The following is a 15,110-nucleotide window of genomic DNA, read 5'->3' on the forward strand; positions in this document are numbered from 1 at the left end:
GATCCGGGTTCTCAGCCGAAATCGTCCAGCTTGGCTTGTAGGGCGCGAAGCTGCGCCTTCAGTTCGTCGATGTCCTTCGCCTCGGCCTTGCGGGGTTCCTTCGGCGGTACAGCGCCGGCGGCGAAGGGCGAGAACATCCGCATGGCCTGCTGGAATATCTCGGTATTGCGGCGCACCTGTTCCTCGACGAGTTGCATCGGCGCTTGCAGGTTCTTGCCGACCGGGGTGTCGCCGAAGGCCTTGCTGATCTGCTCGCGCATCTGGGTCTGCTGATCGGCAAAGGCCTGCATGGAATGTTCCAGATAGGTTGGAACCACCATCTGCATCTGGTCGCCGTAATAGGAGATGAGCTGGCGCAGGAAGGAGATCGGCAGCAATGTGTTGCCGGTTTTGGTTTCCTGTTCGAAGATGATCTGCGTCAGCACGGAATGGGTGATGTCATCGCCGGACTTGGCGTCCTGGACGATGAAATCCTCCCCTTTCTTGACCATCACGGCGAGATCGTCGAGCGTCACATAGGTGCTCGTCCCGGTATTGTAGAGCCGGCGATTGGCGTATTTCTTGATGACAATCTGCCCGTCGTTCTTCGCCATCCCCGGACCTCCTCGTTCCCGTATCTCGTTTTTATAAGGATCGTGCCGAGTATCCGCAAAAAAGGCGACCTGACAATCGATATTGTGCGTTGCGGCGTGTTTCCCCGACACCGATGACGACTGCCGCCGCGGAAACCTTCGCCGAGGCGACATCCCGTTTGACTCTCCCCTGCGGCTTTGCCAGTTTCGATCACAGGGAGAACTGCCCGGCGCTTCCCGCGCCCGGACCTTTGCCCGCCAGACGGCAACAAGAACTGAGGAAGCATTCCATGAGCACTCCGTCCATCGTCATCGCCAGCGCCGCCCGCACGGCGGTCGGCTCCTTCAACGGGGCTTTCGCCGGAACGCCCGCCCATGAACTCGGGGCGACGGCCGTCACGGCCGTTCTGGAGCGCGCGGGCGTGGCCGCGGGCGAGGTCGACGAAGTCATTCTCGGTCAGGTCCTGTCGGCCGGCGAGGGCCAGAATCCGGCCCGCCAGGCGGCGATGAAAGCCGGCGTGCCGCAGGAGGCGACCGCCTGGGGCATGAACCAGCTTTGCGGTTCGGGCCTGCGCGCCGTCGCGCTTGGCATGCAGCAGATCGCCACCGGCGACGCCCGGATCATCGTGGCCGGGGGAATGGAATCCATGTCGATGGCCCCCCATTGCGGCCATCTGCGCGGCGGCGTGAAGATGGGCGACTACAAGCTGATCGATACGATGATCAAGGACGGCCTGACGGACGCCTTCTACGGCTATCACATGGGCATCACCGCCGAGAATATCGCCCGCCAGTGGCAGCTTTCGCGTGACGAGCAGGACGCCTTCGCCGTCGCCTCGCAGAACAAGGCCGAGGCGGCCCAGAAGGAAGGCCGCTTCAAGGACGAGATCGTCCCCTTCGTGGTGAAGACGCGCAAGGGCGACGTGACCGTCGATGCCGACGAATATATCCGTCACGGCGCGACGCTCGAGACCATGGCGAAGCTGCGTCCCGCCTTCGACAAGGACGGCACCGTCACGGCCGCCAATGCCTCCGGCATCAACGACGGCGCGGCGGCCGCCCTGCTGATGAGCGAAGCCGAGGCTTCGCGGCGCGGTATCGAGCCGCTCGCCCGCATCGTGTCCTGGGCGACGGCCGGCGTCGATCCGAAGATCATGGGCTCCGGTCCCATCCCGGCTTCGCGCAAGGCGCTGGAAAAGGCCGGCTGGAAGATCGGCGATCTCGATCTTGTCGAGGCCAATGAAGCCTTTGCGGCGCAGGCTTGCGCCGTCAACAAGGACCTCGGCTGGGATCCGGCGATCGTCAACGTCAACGGCGGGGCGATCGCCATCGGCCACCCAATCGGCGCATCCGGCGCCCGCATCCTCAACACGCTTCTTTTCGAGATGAAGCGGCGCGGCGCGGCGAAGGGTCTTGCAACGCTTTGCATCGGCGGCGGCATGGGGGTCGCCATGTGCGTCGAGCGGCTCTAGCCGTCCGCCGCCGTTCTTGCCAGGGCCGGTCGCCCGTCGGGCGGCCGGCCGCACCGACGAGCAACCCGAGGGGGAGGGACACGGTATGAGCAGGGTAGCACTGGTAACGGGCGGATCACGGGGGATCGGAGCGGCCATCTCGGTCGCTCTCAAGGCGGCGGGCTACAGCGTCGCCGCCAATTACGCCGGCAACGATGCGGCGGCGGAGGCCTTCAGGGCCGAAACCGGCATTCCGGTCCATAAATGGGATGTTTCCGACTACGAGGCCTGCGTGGCGGGGATCGGCCGTGTGGAGGCCGACCTCGGGTCGGTGGACGTGCTCGTCAACAATGCGGGCATCACCCGTGACACGATGTTCCACAAGATGACGCCGGACCAGTGGCGCGCCGTTATCGACACCAACCTGAGCGGCGTCTTCAACATGACGCATCCGGTCTGGCCGGGCATGCGCAATCGCAATTTCGGCCGTGTCGTCAACATCTCCTCCATCAACGGCCAGAAGGGCCAGATGGGGCAGGTGAACTATTCCGCGGCCAAGGCCGGCGATCTCGGCTTCACCAAGGCGCTGGCGCAGGAAGGGGCGGCCAGGGGCATCACCGTCAACGCCATCTGCCCCGGCTATATCGGTACGGAAATGGTCCGCGCCATCCCGGAAAAGGTGCTGAACGAACGGATCATTCCGCAAATCCCCGTCGGTCGCTTGGGCGAACCGGAGGAGATCGCGCGTATCGTCGTCTTCCTCGCCTCCGACGAGGCCGGCTTCATCACGGGTTCGACGATTTCGGCGAACGGCGGCCAGTTCGTCGTCTGAGGGCGGGCTGTTTTCTGGGAAGCGTGCTATCGTGGCCTGAAAACGGAGACGAACGATGAAGCAGGAACGACTGGACGAGACGGCGATCCGCACGGCGCTGGAGCAGCTTGCGGGGTGGACGCTCACCGAGGACGGGATTGCCATCTCCAGATCCTACCGGTTCAAATCCTTCCGCGCGGCCTTCGGTTTCATGACGGAGGCCGCGCTGGCGGCGGAGAAATTCAACCATCATCCCGAATGGTTCAATGTCTATAACCGGGTCGATGTGCGGCTTACCAACCATGATGCGGGCGGGCTGACGGAACTCGACTTCAAGCTTGCCGCCGCGATGGAGACGGCGGCCGGTGCGCGTGTGGCTGGTTGACGGGTTGGCGGTTGACGGGGGGACCGGCGCTTCCCATATGCGGATCGACCGGAAGGTTCCGGTGTTGCCGCCCGAAGGAGGCCGCAGGCTATGGACGAGGTGAAGATCGGCGAGATTCTACTGCCCGGTGACGATGAGGAACAGGCGCGCCAGAGCGAGCGTGTGCGCCAGCGTTTCTGGCCGGTGCTGAAGCGCGCCTTGCGGCAGGTTCCCTTCAGCCGCGATCTCGTGGCGGCCTATTACTGTGCGCTCGATCCACGCACGCCGACGCGGGTGCGCGGCATCCTGCTCGCCGCGCTCGCCTATTTCGTGCTTCCCCTGGATGCGATCCCGGACATTCTGGCGGTTGTCGGCTTTTCCGACGATGTCGCGGTTTTGACCGCGGCTTTCGCGGCCATTCGCGGTCATATCCGCGAAGATCATTACCAGGCCGCGGACCGGGCGCTCGACGCCGACGGCGAAACCGCGCCGGCCCGCTAGGGTCCGGCCGGGAAAAGCCGGCCGGTTTGCGGCGGCGGGTCAAATTCTTGCCCAATTCGTTCGGCCATTAGTCGCCGACCCGTTCTTCCGGCCGCAAGGCTTTCGGGCCTCGAACGCCGGAGGACGGCCCTTCTCCTGCCATGAGGGCAGCGATGGCATTTGCCTTCGGCGATCTTCGCGTCCGTCCCATCCGGCGCGCAAACCCGGCGAAAAAGGGATATGTTGACGGTTTGGTAACCTGAATTAAGTCAAAATAAATCAAATCGTCCTAATGGCATTGCCCGCCGCCTCTCCGGTCGGGCGTTCACTGGCAAGACAATCGGCAGGAAAACATGTTCGTAAGAAAGCTCGCAACCGCACTCGCCCTTGTTCTCGCGACGGCAGGCGTAGTTTCGGCGCAGACGCCGACACGCATTCAGCAGTTCAATGCCTGGGGCGCCTATTCGTATCAGGCCGGCAACGGCAAGGTCTGCTATGTGCTTTCCGTGCCGAAGGACAAGGCGCCCGCCGGCGTCGACCACGGCGATATCTTCTTCCTCGTTTCCCAGCGCCCCGGCCAGAACATCAGCTACGAGCCGCAGGCGATGATGGGCTACCCTCTCAAGGAGAGCTCCAAGGTCACCGTCAACATCGACGGTCGCAACTTCGTGATGTTCACCAAGGGCAATTCCGCCTGGGTCGAGAATGCGGCCGAAGAACCGGCGCTGGTCGCCGCGATGAAGGGTGGTCGCGACATGAAGGTCGAGGCGACGTCGCGCCGCGGCACCAATACGTCCTATTCCTATTCGCTGTCGGGGATTACGGCGGCGCTCAAGCAGATCGAAACCTGCCGCTGAACGCTGGCGCGTTCCGCATCCTGCATCGGGGCCGGCTTTTGCCGGCCTTCGGCATTTCCGGCGATGGCTTCCCCGGACATCGAGGGCAGGTGACTTGCGGGCGGAACAATGCTAAAGGGCCGCCCATACGGGCGTGATCCCGTCCGGCCCGCGCCGATGGGCCGCAATGAACGTCAGTCGAGCCAGGACCGTTTTTCGCACGCCCATTTGTGCAGGCCCGTCCCGCTCAACAGGATGAACCGATGGCAACTATGGATTTCCTCGACACGGCCGCGCCGGTGAAGACGCCGCCGGCGCGCAATGTCCCCGCCGCCGAAAAGCCCTCGCTCATCGGGCTTTCGCGCGAGGAAATGGCGCGCGCTCTTGCCGGAACGGGTGTTCCCGAGCGGCAGGTGAAAATGCGCGTGAGCCAGTTGTGGAACTGGCTCTATGTGCGCGGCGTCTCCGATTTCGACGACATGACCAACGTCTCGAAGGACATGCGGGAGACGTTGAAGACCCATTTCACCATCGCGCGCCCGGAAATCGTCGACGAGCAGATCTCCAGCGACGGCACCCGCAAGTGGCTGCTGCGCTTTCCCGCCCGGGGCGCCGGCCGGCCGGTCGAGATCGAGACCGTCTACATTCCCGAGGAAGGCCGCGGCACGCTGTGCATTTCCAGCCAGGTCGGCTGTACGCTCACCTGTTCGTTCTGTCACACCGGCACGCAGAAGCTGGTGCGCAACCTGACGGCCGAGGAAATCCTCGCGCAGCTCCTGCTGGCGCGCGATCGCCTCGGCGATTTCCCCGACCGCGACACGCCGGCCGGCGCCATCGTGCCCTCGGAAGGCCGCAAGGTCTCCAATATCGTGATGATGGGCATGGGCGAGCCGCTCTACAATTTCGAGAACGTCAAGCAGGCGCTGCTGATCGCCACCGACGGCGACGGCCTTTCGCTTTCCAAACGCCGCGTTACGCTGTCGACCTCTGGGGTCGTACCGGAAATCTACCGCACCGGCTCCGAGATCGGCGTCATGCTGGCGATCTCGCTGCATGCGGTGCGCGACGAGTTGCGCGACATGCTGGTGCCGATCAACAAGAAGTATCCGCTGAAGGACCTGCTCGACGCCTGCCGCGCCTATCCGAGCCTTTCGAACGCGCGGCGCATCACGTTCGAATATGTGATGCTGAAGGACGTCAACGACACGCTGGAGGACGCGAAGCTTCTCGTAAAGCTTCTGAGGGGCATCCCCGCGAAGATCAACCTGATCCCGTTCAACCCGTGGCCCGGCACCAACTACCAGTGTTCGGACTGGGAGCAGATCGAGCGCTTCGCCGACTTCATCAACCAGGCCGGCTACGCCTCGCCGATCCGCACCCCGCGCGGCCGGGACATCCTCGCCGCCTGCGGCCAGCTCAAGTCGGAATCGGAACGTATGCGCAAGGTCGACCGCATGGCGTTCGAAGCGATGATGATCGCCGGTCACGGCGAGGACGACTGATCGACAAATATGACTGCCGGCCGCGGCCCGAGAGTTGATCTGGGGTCCTGTTTCTCCTAGAAACTGTCGGAAAGCCATTCAGGGAGGACTTCCATGCGCTCACTTCTGCTCGCTGCCGCGGCCACGCTGGCGCTTGCCTTGCCCGCTCAGGCGGAGAACGTCACCGTTTCGGTCACCGCGATCGTCGAGCATCCGGCCCTCGATGCCGCCCGTGACGGCGTCAGGGAGGTGCTGGAAGAGGCGGGATACAAGGAAGGCGAGAACCTGAAGTTCGTCTATGAGTCCGCCCAGGGCAACCCGGCGACGGCCGCCCAGATCGCCCGGCAGTTTGCGGGCGACGACCCGGCGGTGATCGTGCCGATCTCCACGCCTTCGGCCCAGGCGGTCGTTTCCGCCACCAAGGATATTCCGGTGGTCTTCACGGCCGTCTCCGATCCTCTCGGCGCGCAGCTCGTCACCGATATGGAAAAGCCCGGCGGCAATGTCACCGGCCTGTCCGACATGTCGCCGGTTGCCGATCACGTCGCGCTGATCAAGGAAATCCTGCCGGAAGCCAAGACCATCGGCTATCTCTACAATTCCGGTGAAGCCAACTCCGTCTCGCTGCTCGACGTGCTGAAGGCCGAAGCGGAGAAGGCGGGCCTCTCGGTCATCGAATCCGCGGCCATCAAGTCCGCCGACGTGCAGGGCGCGGCGCGCGCGCTGATCGGCCGCGCCGACGTCATGTATGTGCCGACCGACAATACCATCGTCTCGGCGCTCGAGGGCGTTGTCTCCGTCGCCGAGGAAAGCAAGCTGCCGCTCTTCACCGCCGACACGGACTCCGTCTCGCGCGGGGCTCTGGCTGCGCTCGGCTTCAACTACAAGGATGTCGGCCGGCAGACCGGCGAGATCGTGGTGCGCATCCTCAAGGGCGAGAAGCCCGGTGACATTCCGGTGCGCGTCGCCGTCGGAACCGACCTCGTGATCAACAAGGCCGCCGCCGCCAAGATGGGCGTGACCGTTCCCGAAAGCGTTCTTGCCCGCGCCACCAATGTCATCGAATAGCCACCGGGCCACCGAAACCGACACCATTGCGATCAACCGCTGCCGGCAGTTCCGGCGGCGGTTGATCCGTTAGAGCCCTTCCCCCCGGCGGCGGAAGAGACAAGCCAGGAGAGCCGAACCGTGAGCCTGATTGCCTTCTGGGGCGCCGTGGAACTGGGGCTGGTCTATGCCTTCGTCGCGATCGGCGTTTATCTCACCTTCCGCGTGCTCGATTTTCCCGATCTCACCGTGGACGGATCCTTTCCGCTCGGCGCCGCGGTGACGGCCGTCCTGATCATTTCCGGCGTCAATCCATGGCTCGCCGCGACCGTCGCCATGATCGCCGGCGCGATCGCCGGCCTCGTCACGGCGCTGCTCAACGTGCGCTTCCGCATCCTCAACCTGCTTGCCTCGATCCTGACGATGATCGCGCTGTTCTCCGTGAACCTGCGCGTCATGGGTAAGCCGAACGTGGCGCTGATCAATGCCGATACGATGCTCAGTCCCTTCTTCGGCCTCGGTCTGCGCGACTTCTACGTCCGCCCGCTCTTCGTCGGCCTGCTCGTCCTCTTCGCTGTGGTTCTCGTCTGGCGCTTCCTGGAAAGCGATGCCGGCCTGTCGATGCGCGCCACCGGCGCGAACGCCCGCATGGCGCGGGCGCAAGGCGTCGACACCAACCGCCAGATCTATCTCGGCATCGCGATCTCCAACGCGCTCGTGGCGCTCGGCGGCGCGCTCTTCGCCCAGACCAACGGCTTTGCCGACGTCACCTCGGGCGTCGGCACCATCGTCGTGGGGCTGGCCGCCGTCATCATCGGCGAGACGCTGTTCGGCGCGCGCGGCATCCTGATCGCGCTGATCGGCTGCGTGCTGGGTTCGATCCTCTATCGCATCGCCATCCAGCTGGCGCTTTCTTCCGATATTCTCGGCCTCAAGGCGTCCGACCTCAACTTCGTGACGGCGCTGCTCGTCACCGTGGCGCTCATCCTGCCGCGCCTGCGCAGGGGAGGAGCCGCGTCGTGATCTCCGTTTCCGACATCAAGGTCGTCTTCGGCAAGGGAACGCCGTTGCAGAAACAGGCGCTGAACGGCGTCAGCCTCACCATAGAGGAAGGCCAGTTCGTCACGGTCATCGGTTCGAACGGCGCCGGCAAGTCGACGCTGCTCGGCGTGCTGGCCGGCGATGTCATCGCGACCGAAGGTCAGGTGCGGATCGGTACGGCGGATGTGACGCGACAGGGGACGGCGGCCCGCGCCGGACGGGTCGCACGGGTCTTCCAGGACCCGCTCACCGGCAGTTGCGGCTCGCTCTCCATCGAGGAGAACCTCGCGCTTGCCGCCCGGCGCGGCGAGCGGCGCGGCCTGTCGGCATCCCTCGGCCCACGGCGGCGCGCCCATTTCCGCGAGCGCATCGCCGAGCTTAATCTCGGTCTCGAAAGCCGTATGCGCGACCGCATGGACCTGCTTTCCGGCGGCCAGCGCCAGGCGGTCTCGCTGGTCATGGCGACGCTTGCCGGCTCCGATGTGCTGCTGCTCGACGAGCATACCGCGGCGCTCGATCCGGGCATGGCCGAATTCATCATGACATTGACGCAGAAGATCGTTTCCGAGCGCAAGCTGACGACGCTGATGGTGACCCACTCCATGCGCCAGGCGCTCGACTACGGCCACCGCACGGTCATGCTGCATGCCGGCGAGATCGTTCTCGACGTCGCCGGCGACAGCCGCAAGGACCTTCAGGTGGAGGACCTGATCGCCATGTTCCGCAAGATGCGCGGCCAGACGCTCGACGATGACGCGCTTTTGATCGGATAGGGCGGCTCAGCGCCCCTGCGCGAAGAGTATCTTCACGGCGAAGGCGGAAAAGACCGTGGCGAAGGCATAGTCGAGGCCGCGCAGGACCTTCCTGTTTCGTTGTAGCCAGCCCGAAAGCCGGTCGGCGGCAAGGATGACGCCGGCAGTCACCGGAATGCCGACGCCGGTGAAAAGCAGGCCGAGGAAGACCAGCTTGCCCGTCACATGGGGATCGCCCGCCGTCACGAACTGCGGCAGGAAGGTCATGAAGAAGATGATGACCTTGGGATTGAGCAGATTCACCCAGAAGCCGGTGGAAACATTGGAAAGCGCCGTGCCGCGCGGTCCGGCGGCCGTCTTCACGGTGATCGTCGAGCCGCGGCGGATCGCCTGTATGGCGAGCCACAGGAGATAGGCGGCGCCGCCGGTCTTGAGAATCGCGAACGCCGCCGGCGAAGCGGTGATGAGCGCGGATACGCCGAAAGCGACGAGCAGCGTATGGGCGATGAGGCCAAGGCTGGTGCCGAGCAGGATGAAGAGCGCGGCCGTCCGCCCCTGCGACACCGCCCGGCTGATCGACAGCGTCATGTCCGGGCCGGGCGTCGTCGCCAGCAGCAGGCTTGCGGCGACGAAAGCAAGAAGCGTCGGCAGGGTGGGCAGAAAATCCATGTTGGCGGGCTCCGATGGCGCTTTATGTCGGTTTCGATAGCGCGGACCTCGATTTTTTGAAAGCGGAATCGCCCTGACCTCCGGAGCGGCGCTTGTTTCAGCTGGCGTTCTGGCTAAAGTGCGCGCCACTCCCGGGCGATCCTCTCGCCGCATCAACCAGACGGACAACAACCATGGCATCGCACAAGCAAGTGAAGAAGGTCGTTCTCGCCTATTCCGGCGGCCTCGACACCTCGATCATCCTGAAATGGCTCCAGACCGAACTCAATGCGGAGGTCGTCACGTTCACCGCCGATCTCGGCCAAGGCGAGGAACTGGAGCCGGCGCGCCGAAAGGCCGAGATGCTCGGCATCAAGGAAATTTTCGTCGAGGACGTGCGCGAGGAATTCGTGCGTGATTTCGTCTTCCCGATGTTCCGCGCCAATGCCGTCTACGAAGGCATCTATCTGCTCGGCACGTCGATCGCCCGTCCGCTGATCTCCAAGCACCTGATCGAGATCGCCGAGAAGACCGGCGCCGACGCGATCGCCCATGGCGCGACCGGCAAGGGTAACGACCAGGTGCGCTTCGAGCTGTCCGCCTATGCGCTGAACCCCGACATCAAGATCATCGCGCCGTGGCGCGACTGGTCCTTCAAGAGTCGCACGCATCTCCTCGAATTTGCGGAAAAGCACCAGATCCCGGTCGCAAAGGACAAGAAGGGCGAAGCCCCCTTCTCCGTCGACGCCAATCTGCTGCACTCGTCCTCCGAGGGCAAGGTTCTGGAAGACCCGGCCGTCGAAGCCCCCGAATATGTGCATATGCGCACGATCTCGCCGGAAGCCGCCCCGGACAAGGCGACCGTCATCACCGTCGGTTTCGAGCGCGGCGACGCGGTTTCCATCAATGGCGTGCGCATGACGCCGGCGACCCTGCTTGCGGCGCTCAACGACTATGGCCGCGACAACGGCATCGGCCGCATCGATCTTGTCGAGAACCGGTTCGTCGGCATGAAGTCGCGCGGCGTCTATGAGACACCCGGCGGGACGATCCTGCTTGCCGCCCACCGGGCGATCGAATCGATCACGCTCGACCGGGGTGCGGCGCATCTCAAGGACGAACTGATGCCGCGCTACGCGGAACTGATCTACTACGGTTTCTGGTTCTCGCCGGAGCGCGAGATGCTTCAGGCGGCGATCGACCGCAGCCAAGAGCATGTCGAGGGCGAAGTGACGCTGAAGCTCTACAAGGGCAACGTCATGGTCACCGGCCGCGAGAGCCCGAAGTCGCTCTATTCCGACACGCTGGTCACCTTCGAGGACGACCAGGGCGCTTACGACCAGAAGGACGCCGCCGGTTTCATCAAGCTGAACGCGTTGCGCCTGCGCACGCTTGCCGCCCGCAACCGTCGCGGCTGACCGGTCTTTCCTCGATGGGGAAACAAGGCCCGCTACCCGGCCGGTGGCGGGCCTTTTGCTTGCGGGGCCTGTCCTATTGGCCGGGCTGGATCGCCAGGCGGGCGGCGGGCGGCGAGGCTGCGCGGAACCAGAGATAGCTCAGGATGGCGAGAAGGCCCATGGCGGGGACGACGATGCCGAAGGCGACGAGCGGCGCGCCGATGGCGGCGGCGATCGTTCCCGCCAGGAAGCCGGAGCCCATCTGCACGAAGCCCATCAATGCGGAGGCCGAACCGGCGATGCGCGGGAAGGGCTCCATGGCCGCGGTCATCATATAGGGCATGACGAAGGCGATGCCGAAGGCGTAGAGCCCCACCGGACCCATGACGCTCAGGAATCCCGGCGTCACGAGGTTCGAGGCGGCGGCGATCAGGATGCTGCCCGCGCCGATGAAGGCGAGGCCGGGAGGAACGAGCCGCGCGGGCGTCACCCATCGCAGGGCAAGGCGGAAGCAGACTGTGCCGAGGAAGAAAAAGCCCGACTGCATCAGCATTCCGATGCCGAACCGGGTGGGCGTGAGGCCCACCTCGTCGATCAGCACGAAGGGAAGGATGGTCGCCTGTCCGTAGAGCGCGCCGACGGCGCCCGCCATGACGAGCGTGGCGGAAACGAAATGGCCGCTTGAAGCAAGGGCGGCATAGCCTTGCAAGATGGGGGCGATGCGTCGCTTCTCCGGATCCGGAACCGTCGTTTCGGCCATGAAGACGATGACGACGAAACAGGCGACGAGCGCAAAGCCCACCATGAGGAAGAAGATCGACCGCCAGCCGAACAGGCCGAGGGCGAGGCCGCCGAGCGTGGGCGCGATCGCCGGACCGAGCGCGAGCATCATGCCGACGCCGTTCATGATCCGGGCGGATTGCAGTCCGGTGAACTGGTCGCGCACGAGCGCCCGCGAGACGGTCATGCCGACCGAGGCGCCGATGCCCTGAACCAGCCGGCCGGCGAGCAGGATGTCGACGGAAGGAGCGAAGGCCGCCATCAGGCTTCCGGCGAGATAGATCATCATGAAGGCAAGCGTCGCGGGCCGCCGGCCGAAGGCGTCCGAGAGGGTGCCGGAGACGAGCTGCGACAATGCGAAGCCGGCGAAATAAACCGAAAGCGTCAGCTTGATCATCGATTCCGTGGAGGAGAAGGCGTCGACCAGTTCCGGCATGGCCGGCGTATAGAGCGCCATGGACACCGGCCCGAGCGCCACCAGGAAGGCGCTGATCATGCTGGTGCGTCGCTCGCTCATGCGCGGCGTCGTCATCGGGCGGTCTCACGCGAATGCGAGATCGCCCGCTGGTCTTCCTCGATCGCTGCGAGATTGCCGCGCATCCGCTTCAACTGGTCGCGCAGGCGCTCCTTTTCCTCCGGGGCGATCCCCTGGGTCACCTGCGCCATCAGTTCGACCTGTTCGACCCGCACCGCCCGGATCAGCGCGTCGGCCGCCCCGGTGGTGAAGATCAGCTTGGCGCGCCGGTCGCCGGGATCCGGCCGGCGCTCGATGAAGCCGAGGCTTTGAAGCCGGTCGAGATAGACCGAAAGCGTCATCGGCTCGATGCCCATGCGATGGGCGATGTCGTGCTGGCGGCTGCCCTCCAGCGCCGCGACATGGACGAGTGCGCGCGCCTCGCCCGGCGTGACGCCGAGACCGGCGGTGGCGATGCACCGCTCGAACGCATGGCGCAGCATGCGGGAGACGTCGAGAAGAACGAAGCCGAGGGCGTCGGGATCGGGGCGAAAGGACATGGCGGCTTTCGGGGTGGCTTCCGGGATAAATCGTAAGCCTAGCTTATTATGTGTCTCCACGCGCCGCAAGCCCCGGCGCTTGTCGCGGAAAGGGCGCAGAATATCTGCGAACAGGCGCAACCCGGCCTTGACGGCGCGCTGCCGCTCGCATCGAATGCGCCGATCCAGGGGGGACTTCTCGATGACCGGTTCAATGCTCTTCGGTGCGTTTTTCGCTGCCGCCTGCTATGTGCTCATTCCCGGCCCGGCCTTCCTGGCGCTGCTTGGCATCGGGGCGGGCCAGGGCCGAAAGGCCGGCGCATTGTTCCTCGGCGGCCATCTGGCCGGCGATCTGCTGTGGTCGTCGCTGGCGCTGGTGGCGATCATCGGCGCGCAGACCATCGGCGCCACGGTCTTCGACGTACTCGGGCTTCTGTGCGGCGTCTATCTCGCCTGGATCGGCTGGAAGGCGCTTCGCGCCCGGCGGGGGCTGGAGAACGGGGCGGTGCTGACGGTGGCGCGGCCGCTGCGGCGCGGCCTGCTTTTCGGCCTCACCAATCCCAAGGGGTATCCGGTGGCGCTTGCGACCTTCACGGCGTTGCTCTCCAGTTCCTCCAGCGCACTCGATTTCGCAGCGCTTCCGCCGCTGCTCGGCGCTTCCCTCATCGGTTTCCTGATCGCCGACGGCGTGCTGGTGGCAATCATCGGCGCGGGGCTCGTCCGGCGCTTCTATCGCCGGCACGAACTGGCCATCGTGCGCCTTTCCGGCTTGCTTTTCCTCGGTTTCGCCGCGCAGGCGATCTGGCATGCGGCCCCCGGCCTTCTCGGCTGGCGGCGCGCCTGAGCCGCGGTAGTCGCGGCCGTTTCACGGGAGCCATGCAAGCAGGACATTGGCCGGTTTGCGTTCAGCGCATGGCTGCGGTGAATTTCCGTCTCTTGTCCTTTGCCTGCGAAAGCGTCATCTCCAAGGTGCAGGATAGTAGAAAGAGAGATACACAATGACCTCCCTCCGCAACTCCTTCGCCCAGGGCTTTTTCGGCCGGGCTTTCGCCGTATTGAGCGCTGCCCATGCAGCCGCTGCGGCGGTCGAGGGGATTTACCCCCCGAAGGAACGTGATCCGCGCATGGCCGGTGGCAAGTCCGCCGATTTCCGGCGCGCCTGACGCGAAGCATCCATTCCAAAAAAGGAACCCGCCGGTCGCAGGACCGGCGGGTTCTTTCATTTCCGGCCGTATCCGGCCCGCGACGGTATCTCCGCTGGCCGGACGATATGCCTTCGTCAGGCCCGTTCGGTGGCGCAGCCGGCCTCTTGCGGATCGCGACGGCGGCGTTCGCGCCGGTTGTAGCGGATCGACGACAATAGCGAGATGCCGATGAGGCCCGCGCCGCCAAGCCCGGTGATCACTTCCGGAATATGGACCAGTGTCTGGCAATACATGATGACCGAGAGGATCAGGATGGCATAGAAGGCCCCGTGCTCCAGATAGCGGTATTCGGCAAGCGTGCCCTTTTCGACCAGCATGATCGTCATGGAGCGCACATACATGGCGCCGATGCCGAGGCCGATGGCGATGACGAAGAGGTTCTGCGTCAGCGCGAAGGCGCCGATCACGCCGTCGAACGAGAAGCTTGCGTCCAGCACCTCCAGATAGATGAAGGCGCCGAGACCACCCTTCGCGGCCTCCGTCAGGCTTTTCTGCGACGCGTCGAGGAGACCGCCGATAACCTCGACGGCGAGGAAGGTCAGAAGACCGTAGATCGCCGAATAGACGAAAGTATCCGCCGCCTCACCTTCGAGCAGATTGGAAAAGACGAGGATGAGGATCAGAACGAAGGCGATCTCGATGCCCTTGATGGTCGCCGAGCGCGCCATGTATTTCTCGATGAAGCCGATCCAGTGCACGTCCTTCTCCTGGTTGAAGAAGTAGGTAAGGCCGACCATCATCAGGAACGTGCCGCCGAAGGCGGCGATCGGCAGATGCGCCTCGTGCATGATACGGGAGTATTCCGCGGGCTGGCGCGCCGCCAGAAGGATCGCCTCGATGGGGCCGATGCCGGCCGCAATCACGACGATCAGCAACGGGAAGACGATGCGCATCCCGAAGACCGCGATGACGATGCCCCAGGTCAGGAAGCGGTGCTGCCAGACCGGCGTCATGTCCTTCAGCTTGTTGGCGTTGACGATGGCGTTGTCGAAGGACAGCGAGATTTCCAGCACCGCGAGAACGGCGCAGATGAAGAAGACGGTCGCCATTCCGCCGATCGTGCCGTCCATCTGCCAGCCGAGCCAGGCGCCGAGCGCCAGGCCCACGGCCGTGAAGATGAACGCCCATTTAAGGTAGGAAAGGGTGGATTTTCCCGTACCGTCGCCGATCATGACGTCACCTCGTCGTTGGAGGCGGCATGGGACCGGATCGAGGGGGAAAGGAAAGCGCGCATGCCGGAAAAGGCATGCGA

Annotated in this window: 17 protein-coding genes; 12 read left to right on the forward strand and 5 right to left on the reverse strand. The window is 64.7% G+C overall.

Annotated elements, in window-relative coordinates; translation table 11 throughout:
- Positions 1-11 precede the first annotated feature (11 nt).
- Positions 12-593 carry a polyhydroxyalkanoate synthesis repressor PhaR gene (gene phaR, locus KYK29_RS13405; RefSeq protein ID WP_254691407.1) on the reverse strand — a complete coding sequence of 194 codons (582 nt, stop codon included), beginning with the start codon at positions 591-593 and terminating at the stop codon, positions 12-14.
- 269 nt (positions 594-862) lie between these two features.
- Between phaR and KYK29_RS13410 the strand changes: the two genes are divergently transcribed.
- The 9 genes from KYK29_RS13410 to KYK29_RS13450 all read left to right on the forward strand — a co-directional run bounded on the left by KYK29_RS13410 (position 863) and on the right by KYK29_RS13450 (position 8,856).
- Positions 863-2,044, forward strand: a complete 1,182-nt coding sequence (locus KYK29_RS13410; RefSeq protein ID WP_254691408.1) for an acetyl-CoA C-acetyltransferase — start codon at positions 863-865, stop codon at positions 2,042-2,044.
- 85 nt (positions 2,045-2,129) lie between these two features.
- Positions 2,130-2,855, forward strand: a complete 726-nt coding sequence (locus KYK29_RS13415; protein ID WP_254691409.1) for a beta-ketoacyl-ACP reductase — start codon at positions 2,130-2,132, stop codon at positions 2,853-2,855.
- A 55-nt stretch (positions 2,856-2,910) separates the two neighbouring features.
- Entirely contained in the window at positions 2,911-3,219 is a 309-nt protein-coding gene (locus KYK29_RS13420; protein ID WP_254691410.1) for a 4a-hydroxytetrahydrobiopterin dehydratase, read from the forward strand.
- Positions 3,220-3,309: 90 nt separating this feature from the next.
- Positions 3,310-3,699: a YkvA family protein gene (locus KYK29_RS13425; protein WP_254691411.1), complete on the forward strand. Its 390-nt coding sequence runs from the start codon at positions 3,310-3,312 to the stop codon at positions 3,697-3,699.
- Positions 3,700-4,031: 332 nt separating this feature from the next.
- Positions 4,032-4,535, forward strand: a complete 504-nt coding sequence (locus KYK29_RS13430; protein ID WP_254691412.1) for an invasion associated locus B family protein — start codon at positions 4,032-4,034, stop codon at positions 4,533-4,535.
- A gap of 242 nt (positions 4,536-4,777) precedes the next feature.
- Positions 4,778-6,016 carry a dual-specificity RNA methyltransferase RlmN gene (rlmN, locus tag KYK29_RS13435; RefSeq protein ID WP_254691413.1) on the forward strand — a complete coding sequence of 413 codons (1,239 nt, stop codon included), beginning with the start codon at positions 4,778-4,780 and terminating at the stop codon, positions 6,014-6,016.
- Positions 6,017-6,109: 93 nt separating this feature from the next.
- Positions 6,110-7,063, forward strand: a complete 954-nt coding sequence (locus KYK29_RS13440; RefSeq protein ID WP_254691414.1) for an ABC transporter substrate-binding protein — start codon at positions 6,110-6,112, stop codon at positions 7,061-7,063.
- Positions 7,064-7,183: 120 nt separating this feature from the next.
- Positions 7,184-8,065 carry an ABC transporter permease gene (locus KYK29_RS13445; protein WP_254691415.1) on the forward strand — a complete coding sequence of 294 codons (882 nt, stop codon included), beginning with the start codon at positions 7,184-7,186 and terminating at the stop codon, positions 8,063-8,065.
- Positions 8,062-8,856: an ABC transporter ATP-binding protein gene (locus KYK29_RS13450; RefSeq protein ID WP_254691416.1), complete on the forward strand. Its 795-nt coding sequence runs from the start codon at positions 8,062-8,064 to the stop codon at positions 8,854-8,856. The genes KYK29_RS13445 and KYK29_RS13450 overlap by 4 nt, the downstream gene beginning before the upstream one ends.
- 6 nt (positions 8,857-8,862) lie before the next feature.
- Here the strand turns inward: KYK29_RS13450 and KYK29_RS13455 are convergent, their stop codons facing one another.
- Positions 8,863-9,504: a LysE family translocator gene (locus tag KYK29_RS13455; RefSeq protein ID WP_254691417.1), complete on the reverse strand. Its 642-nt coding sequence runs from the start codon at positions 9,502-9,504 to the stop codon at positions 8,863-8,865.
- 173 nt (positions 9,505-9,677) lie between these two features.
- On the opposite strand from KYK29_RS13455, the gene KYK29_RS13460 reads away from it, so the two are divergent.
- Positions 9,678-10,901, forward strand: a complete 1,224-nt coding sequence (locus tag KYK29_RS13460) for an argininosuccinate synthase (protein ID WP_254691418.1) — start codon at positions 9,678-9,680, stop codon at positions 10,899-10,901.
- 73 nt (positions 10,902-10,974) lie between these two features.
- Here KYK29_RS13460 and KYK29_RS13465 read toward each other — a convergent pair whose 3' ends face one another.
- Both KYK29_RS13465 and KYK29_RS13470 read right to left on the reverse strand, forming a co-directional pair.
- A complete protein-coding gene (locus KYK29_RS13465) occupies positions 10,975-12,192 on the reverse strand; it encodes a multidrug effflux MFS transporter (RefSeq protein ID WP_254691419.1) in 1,218 nt (405 codons plus the stop codon).
- Complete coding sequence (locus KYK29_RS13470; protein WP_254691420.1) at positions 12,189-12,674, reverse strand: MarR family winged helix-turn-helix transcriptional regulator; 486 nt, start codon at positions 12,672-12,674, stop codon at positions 12,189-12,191. Before KYK29_RS13470 ends, KYK29_RS13465 begins: the two co-directional genes overlap by 4 nt.
- 181 nt (positions 12,675-12,855) lie before the next feature.
- Between KYK29_RS13470 and KYK29_RS13475 the strand changes: the two genes are divergently transcribed.
- Both KYK29_RS13475 and KYK29_RS13480 read left to right on the forward strand, forming a co-directional pair.
- Positions 12,856-13,497: a LysE family translocator gene (locus KYK29_RS13475; protein WP_254691421.1), complete on the forward strand. Its 642-nt coding sequence runs from the start codon at positions 12,856-12,858 to the stop codon at positions 13,495-13,497.
- A gap of 154 nt (positions 13,498-13,651) precedes the next feature.
- Complete coding sequence (locus KYK29_RS13480; protein WP_254691422.1) at positions 13,652-13,816, forward strand: hypothetical protein; 165 nt, start codon at positions 13,652-13,654, stop codon at positions 13,814-13,816.
- 116 nt (positions 13,817-13,932) lie between these two features.
- Here KYK29_RS13480 and KYK29_RS13485 read toward each other — a convergent pair whose 3' ends face one another.
- Complete coding sequence (locus KYK29_RS13485) at positions 13,933-15,030, reverse strand: DUF475 domain-containing protein (protein WP_254691423.1); 1,098 nt, start codon at positions 15,028-15,030, stop codon at positions 13,933-13,935.
- Positions 15,031-15,110 lie beyond the last annotated feature (80 nt).

The organism is Shinella daejeonensis, from assembly GCF_024281235.1.
Classification (GTDB): Bacteria; Pseudomonadota; Alphaproteobacteria; order Rhizobiales; family Rhizobiaceae; genus Shinella; species Shinella daejeonensis.

Excerpts from the sequence above, each read along its gene's own strand:
- phaR (WP_254691407.1), bottom strand. The coding sequence starts at position 593 with ATGGCGAAGAACGACGGGCAGATTGTCATCAAGAAATACGCCAATCGC.
- KYK29_RS13410 (WP_254691408.1), top strand. The coding sequence starts at position 863 with ATGAGCACTCCGTCCATCGTCATCGCCAGCGCCGCCCGCACGGCGGTC.
- KYK29_RS13415 (WP_254691409.1), top strand. The coding sequence starts at position 2,130 with ATGAGCAGGGTAGCACTGGTAACGGGCGGATCACGGGGGATCGGAGCG.
- KYK29_RS13420 (WP_254691410.1), top strand. The coding sequence starts at position 2,911 with ATGAAGCAGGAACGACTGGACGAGACGGCGATCCGCACGGCGCTGGAG.
- KYK29_RS13425 (WP_254691411.1), top strand. The coding sequence starts at position 3,310 with ATGGACGAGGTGAAGATCGGCGAGATTCTACTGCCCGGTGACGATGAG.
- KYK29_RS13430 (WP_254691412.1), top strand. The coding sequence starts at position 4,032 with ATGTTCGTAAGAAAGCTCGCAACCGCACTCGCCCTTGTTCTCGCGACG.
- rlmN (WP_254691413.1), top strand. The coding sequence starts at position 4,778 with ATGGCAACTATGGATTTCCTCGACACGGCCGCGCCGGTGAAGACGCCG.
- KYK29_RS13440 (WP_254691414.1), top strand. The coding sequence starts at position 6,110 with ATGCGCTCACTTCTGCTCGCTGCCGCGGCCACGCTGGCGCTTGCCTTG.
- KYK29_RS13455 (WP_254691417.1), bottom strand. The coding sequence starts at position 9,504 with ATGGATTTTCTGCCCACCCTGCCGACGCTTCTTGCTTTCGTCGCCGCA.
- KYK29_RS13460 (WP_254691418.1), top strand. The coding sequence starts at position 9,678 with ATGGCATCGCACAAGCAAGTGAAGAAGGTCGTTCTCGCCTATTCCGGC.
- KYK29_RS13465 (WP_254691419.1), bottom strand. The coding sequence starts at position 12,192 with ATGACGACGCCGCGCATGAGCGAGCGACGCACCAGCATGATCAGCGCC.
- KYK29_RS13470 (WP_254691420.1), bottom strand. The coding sequence starts at position 12,674 with ATGTCCTTTCGCCCCGATCCCGACGCCCTCGGCTTCGTTCTTCTCGAC.
- KYK29_RS13475 (WP_254691421.1), top strand. The coding sequence starts at position 12,856 with ATGACCGGTTCAATGCTCTTCGGTGCGTTTTTCGCTGCCGCCTGCTAT.
- KYK29_RS13480 (WP_254691422.1), top strand. The coding sequence starts at position 13,652 with ATGACCTCCCTCCGCAACTCCTTCGCCCAGGGCTTTTTCGGCCGGGCT.
- KYK29_RS13485 (WP_254691423.1), bottom strand. The coding sequence starts at position 15,030 with ATGATCGGCGACGGTACGGGAAAATCCACCCTTTCCTACCTTAAATGG.